Origin of the sequence: Albidovulum sp., from assembly GCF_049646345.1 — a bacterium.
Classification (GTDB): Bacteria; Pseudomonadota; Alphaproteobacteria; order Rhodobacterales; family Rhodobacteraceae; genus Albidovulum.
Genome location: NZ_JBARVQ010000501.1, coordinates 1 through 5114 on the forward strand (window position 1 = coordinate 1; position 5114 = coordinate 5114).

7 protein-coding genes and 1 pseudogene are annotated in these 5114 nt (G+C 63.7%); all 8 read right to left on the reverse strand.

Annotated elements, in window-relative coordinates:
* Window positions 1–330 (reverse strand): annotated as a pseudogene (locus WBB85_RS12620) (CIS tube protein); the annotation flags it as partial.
* Window positions 331–333: 3 nt separating this feature from the next.
* Window positions 334–1455 carry a hypothetical protein gene (locus WBB85_RS12625; protein WP_432638960.1) on the reverse strand — a complete coding sequence of 374 codons (1122 nt, stop codon included), beginning with the start codon at window positions 1453–1455 and terminating at the stop codon, window positions 334–336.
* Window positions 1452–1868 (reverse strand): phage tail protein, encoded by a 417-nt coding sequence (locus WBB85_RS12630; RefSeq protein WP_432638961.1) that lies wholly within the window; start codon window positions 1866–1868, stop codon window positions 1452–1454. Before WBB85_RS12630 ends, WBB85_RS12625 begins: the two co-directional genes overlap by 4 nt.
* A 56-nt stretch (window positions 1869–1924) precedes the next feature.
* Window positions 1925–2110 (reverse strand): DUF6760 family protein, encoded by a 186-nt coding sequence (locus WBB85_RS12635; protein WP_348294257.1) that lies wholly within the window; start codon window positions 2108–2110, stop codon window positions 1925–1927.
* Window positions 2107–2469: a hypothetical protein gene (locus WBB85_RS12640; RefSeq protein WP_432638962.1), complete on the reverse strand. Its 363-nt coding sequence runs from the start codon at window positions 2467–2469 to the stop codon at window positions 2107–2109. The genes WBB85_RS12635 and WBB85_RS12640 overlap by 4 nt, the downstream gene beginning before the upstream one ends.
* Window positions 2470–2481: 12 nt before the next feature.
* Window positions 2482–2919, reverse strand: coding sequence for a phage tail protein (locus WBB85_RS12645; protein WP_432638963.1), 438 nt, complete (start codon window positions 2917–2919; stop codon window positions 2482–2484).
* A gap of 23 nt (window positions 2920–2942) precedes the next feature.
* Window positions 2943–4535, reverse strand: coding sequence for a phage tail sheath family protein (locus WBB85_RS12650; protein ID WP_432638964.1), 1593 nt, complete (start codon window positions 4533–4535; stop codon window positions 2943–2945).
* 12 nt (window positions 4536–4547) lie between these two features.
* A partial coding sequence (locus WBB85_RS12655) for a hypothetical protein (protein WP_432638965.1) occupies window positions 4548–5114 on the reverse strand: 567 nt, incomplete at its 5' end.

The window sequence follows — 5114 nt, forward strand, 5'->3', positions numbered from 1 at the left end:
GGAGAAAACCCCCCAGGTGAACTCGACGCGCGGCGGCGCATGGGTGTCTGCGTCAATGCCGATGAGGTCGGTAAAGCGGCGCGTCACTTCCGAGACATCCGCCGAATTTCCATCCGTATACGTATCGAAAAGCAACTCCATGCTCAGCGCCTGCGCGGTCCCGTTCACGAACTGCAGGATCGGATTCGAGAGGCCGGGCACCGGCGTTTCTTGATAGCTCGCACCATACTCCACCGAATATTCCGTGGGATTGAAATGCACCTCGACTTCCGCATCCTTATTGCGGCCCTCAAGTACCTTGATCTTCGCCTTGACGAGCGGTTTGGTCATGGCTCAGCCCCTCCCTCTGCGTTCGGTCTCAACGCGCAGGCGCTTTTCGAAGCGCTGCCAGAGCACCTTGTCCAGCGCCGCGATGTCGATCTGCGGGGCCTGCGGTGCGGCGGTTTCGTGTACCTTGGGCGTAGGCGCAGGGGCGGGCGGTGCGGCGGGTGTTGCAGGCTCGGCGCGAAAGCTGCGCGGCACCGGCGTGGGCTCTGCGGGGGCGGGCTGCGCTGCGGCGATGCTACGGAGGGTCCGGGCCGGAGCTACAAAGGCGCTGTCGGTTTCCGCTTGCACCTCAACCGCGCGGCGCAATTCGCGCGGGGCGCGCGTTTCCGGCGCATCGAACTGAGGCTGCGCCCGATCGGCGGCTGCGGCGCGCGGCACCTCCACCCTGCCTGCAACATCAACCCTTTGGCGAAACACCAGATGACGGTTTGCCACAGTCGTGATTTGAATGCGGCGGTGCTGGTGGTCTGTGTGCAACATCGCCCTGCCCGATGCGCGCGCATGCATGGCGCACGATGCCGGGGTGAGCGCGGTGGGGCGCTGCGCTGCGGCCATTGGCGTAGACGGCGCGTCTAATATCGGCTGCGCAATGGTCATCTCCGCCGCCGCGCGCCAGGGCGCGGTATGGGTGCGCGCAGGATGCACCGTCGGAGCCATCTGCGCAAAAATAGTCTCGGTCCGGTGATGATGCAGAACGGCACCGGGCGCAGAGCTACGGCCCAAAGGTGCCGCAGGCGCGGTTGCGGCGCGCGGCTGCACTGTTTCAGCCAGAGTGGGACGGTTCCAGACCGGGCGGAACACGCGGGTGGGCGACGCCTCGGCGGGCTGAACCTCGGTCGTGACCTGACTGGAGAAAAACCGCTCCGTCGCCGCGTGATACTGCCGGATCATCACCTCAAAGCGCGGCGCAAGCGTAACGTGATGCACCGACGAAAGGCGCGAGCCGGGCGCGGAGGGCACCGTCACCCGAGCAACCACCGGGCGCACAGGCCCGCGGAAATGTCGCGCCACGGGGGCGACCGCGCGCGGCTGTGGCGAATACGCCCGCCCAAGACCGCCCGTCAGCACCCCAAAGGGGCGACGCGCCGTCAGCGGCTTACGCGGCAGGATATGCGCGCGCCCGATCATTGCTTGGTCAACCCGTGATGAACAAGCTCAAAGCTCTCGACCGCCACCGCGTTGCTCGAGGCGTCCAGATCCGTGGCCCCCCATTTGGTCGGGAAGGCGTCGGCACAGACCCAGCGCCAAGCCTCCACGCCCACCTCGTCCAACAAGATGATGCTGATCGTGCGGCGCTCGATAGCGCCGCTCACCACATCCTCGTGCCAGTCCCACATCCACGGGTCCAGCAGTCCGCGCTTGAGCACCAGCGTCGCCTGCACCGTCTTGGTGATCAGCTGGATGTCATGGTCGTTCACCCCGCCCTCGCGGTAGGGCTCCACTTCCGTCGTGCGCTCCAGCCCAGAGACGGATTGCACGCCACCCCGATCGAGGCTTTGCGCCTCAATGCGAAAACGGAAATTGCGGTATGGCATCGTCATTGTCTTTTCCCCTTTGGGTTCATGTCCTGGTCGATCCGGTGCACAGCCGGTTCACGTCACATCTGTTCGATCCGCCGCGCCGCCGGGCCTGCATCGAATTGCCGGTTGATCCCCGAAATGCGACCACACCATTCACGGCGTTCGGCATGGTCGAGCCCCAAAAGCTCTGTGCTCGACCAGTGAAAGTGGTAGGCGATAAAGGCCATCTCCTCGTAGAGCTCACCGAGGGGATAAAGCCTCAGGCCTCCCCCATCACACCGAACCCTTCTGCCCGCTGGGCCCCGGCGCTCAGGCCCGGCACCTCGGCCTCGCCATCCGCGTTGAACTCCTCGTAAAGCGCCTGCAGGTAGTTGAGGTCAGAGGCGAAAAGCCCCTCCACGACCTTTGTGTTCACATCCTGCAGACTGCCCAGCCGGGTAATTACGCGGCTCAGCACGATCACCGCCAGATAGGCCGGGTTCTGCTTTACGCGCGGGTCTTTGAGGGGCAGGATCTCATCGGCGGCCGTGGCCAGCCGCATCGAGCCTTCCTTGTGCAGATTGCCATCGGCATCTACGAACCCCTTGGGCAGGGTGAAGTCGGTCTCGGTCTCGAAAGCCATTTATCAATGCTCCTATTGAATACGGCGGATGCCTTCGTTGCACAGCTCAAGCGTGTCAATGGCGACTTCATTGCCCTTCCCGTTCAGGTCCGTAGGGTCATACTTGCAGGGCCAAGCCTTTGAAATCTCAAAAGCAATTTGGTCTTCGCCCTTGTCGTTCTGAATGCGAATGACCACGTTGCGCTGCGCATCGGCCAGCGGCGTCGCGTCATCGACGATCATCTGGTGCCAGTCCGCCAGCTCGGTGCTGTCGGTGATGCCCCACTTCAGGGTGATGTTACCGTATTTGTTCAAACCGTTGAACTTTTGCACCGTCGTGGTGTCGATGCCCTCGCGATATTCGATCGGCTCGGTCGAGGCGTCGCCAATGGCCACCTCGGCAAAGCCTGCCTGTTCGATGCTGTCTATCTCCAGCCGGTAGATAAAATTTCTTACGGGTACTTTTGCCATGAGAGGTCTCCTTTGCGCTCAGGTCAGCTTTTTGCTTCGCTGGTTTTCTGGAAAATACGGAAGATGACGAATTCGGCAGGCCGCACCGGCGCAATGCCGATCTCGACGATGAGCCGTCCGTTGAGGATGTCGTCCTGCGTCATCGTGGCGGGACCCACAGAGACCGAGAATGCCTCTTCCTCCTTGGCCCCGAAAAGCGCGCCCTCGCGCCACTGGCTGCGCAGAAACAGCGTGATCGTCTGCTGCACCCGCGCCCAGAGCCGCGCGTCGTTGGGCTCGAACACCACCCATTGGGTCGAATTGTAGATCGACGCCTCAAGGAAGATGAACAGACGCCGCACACTGACGTATTTCCACAAGGGATCGCTCGACAGGGTGCGCGCGCCCCACATGCGGATGCCGCGCCCTGGAAAGCGGCGGATGCAGTTCACGCCGCGCGGGTTCAAAAGCTCCTGCCGGGCGGTGTTGATGTCAAACCTCAGGTCGATAGCACCGGCGACGGGCACATTTGCCGGGGCCTTCCAGACCCCGCGCGCATTGTCCGTCAGCGCGTAGATACCACAGGCAGCCGCCCCCGGCGGCACCAGCGTCTTGACGCCCGTGCGCGGATGGGCGGTGTGATACCACGGGTAGTAGAAGGCCGCATATTGGCTGTCGATCTGGTTGCGGGGGTTCATCTCAGGGCTTGCCGCGATACTGGCGTCCCGTGCCGAATCCAGCACCGCAAAGCGGAACCGGTTGCGCTCGCAGTGATCCACCACGGCGCGCTGGATCAAGCGGTTGGCGTCGTCCGCATTGTGGATGCCCGGCGCGTGCAGGATGGCCACGTCTCGGTAGGCATCGAGGTTGAGCGCCGCCAGCCCGCGCAATGCGTTGGGGTCCTCGATGGGGTTGCCCAGATCGTCCCGGTCACCATTGAATTCAACCACCGTGGCAGCACCGCCGTCAACGCCACCCACGAGCGGCCCACCGATCACGTCTCCGGGGGCGGGTTGTGTGGCAGCCGCGTCATCGACATCCAGATTGATCAAGGCCGAGGTGCCCTCTCGGATCTGTTTTTGCCAGTAGTTGGCCGAGTCGGGGTCGAGGGCGAGGTCGTCGAAATCCTCGACCATGGAGGGGCGCGGCAGTTGATCGTCAATTGCAAACGGATCAAACAGCCCCCCCGGCACGTCGCGGCTCCAATAGGCGATCTGCAGACGAAAACCGATGGGCGTAAGGTCCGTCTCGCCGATCTTGACGCTTTCGGTGGTGCTGGCGACCACGCGGGCAAAGATGCGGTTTCCCGCTGCCCCCGGCCCGTTTGCGGTGATGGTGTAGCCATCAGTATCGAGTGCCGCCACAACCGCACCCGGCCCTACGATGCGCGCGATATAGCAGCGCCGCCCGCCGTTGTCGAAAAACGCCTTGACGCCGAAGGGCACGTATTTGTCCGGCGCAAAGACGTCGCCGTAAAGCCGCAAGTAGTCGCTGTAACTGGTGATGAAACTCGGTTGCAGCCGCCCGCGCTGGGTCTCTCCAACAATGGCCGCCGTACTGGTGGCGACCCCTTCGATCGGCTTGGGTCCACGCTCGATTTCCTCGATGAAAACGCCGGGGGCGAGATATTCTGGCATGTCCGTTCTCCCTTATGCCGCAGGCGGCGCTTCGCGCGCGGCCAGAGCGTCAATGATGGTCTTGATGATGGTCTTGGTCTTTTTGTCGTAGTCGTCCTTGGCCGCCTTGTGCGCCGCCTGCGCGGCCTGCAATTCGGCCTGAGCGGCGGCATCCGTGGCACGCGCGCTCTTGAAGGCATCCCAGGCGGCGACGATCTTGCCGTCGAGCGCGTCGGGCTTGACGATGTCGGGCGGGTCCTTCAGAAGAAGGTGCAGAAAGCCCTGCGCGCCCTGCCGGTCGCGGTCACCAAGGGCGAGCTTCCAGTAGGCCTCGCCCCGATTTGGGCCGTTGCGCAGCTTCTTGATGTCCTCGATGAGGGCGGCAGCCGCCTTGTGGCGCTTTTCGATGCTGTCCTTGGGCTTGCGCCAGCGATCCAGTGCCGCCTGCGCCTGCGCCAGTGCGGCGGCTGTGCCCTGCGCCTCGGCCGTCTTGGTGGCGAGTGCCACCGCGGTCGCCGAGACCTCCTGCGCGGCCCGGTCAATCGCACCAAGGGCATCGCTCTCGACTTCCTTCACCGCATCGATCTCATCACCCAAGGC

Bases quoted from the DNA above. Each gene is read 5' to 3' on its own strand.
- WBB85_RS12625 (WP_432638960.1), bottom strand. From the start codon at position 1,455: ATGATCGGGCGCGCGCATATCCTGCCGCGTAAGCCGCTGACGGCGCGT.
- WBB85_RS12630 (WP_432638961.1), bottom strand. From the start codon at position 1,868: ATGACGATGCCATACCGCAATTTCCGTTTTCGCATTGAGGCGCAAAGC.
- WBB85_RS12640 (WP_432638962.1), bottom strand. From the start codon at position 2,469: ATGGCTTTCGAGACCGAGACCGACTTCACCCTGCCCAAGGGGTTCGTA.
- WBB85_RS12645 (WP_432638963.1), bottom strand. From the start codon at position 2,919: ATGGCAAAAGTACCCGTAAGAAATTTTATCTACCGGCTGGAGATAGAC.
- WBB85_RS12650 (WP_432638964.1), bottom strand. From the start codon at position 4,535: ATGCCAGAATATCTCGCCCCCGGCGTTTTCATCGAGGAAATCGAGCGT.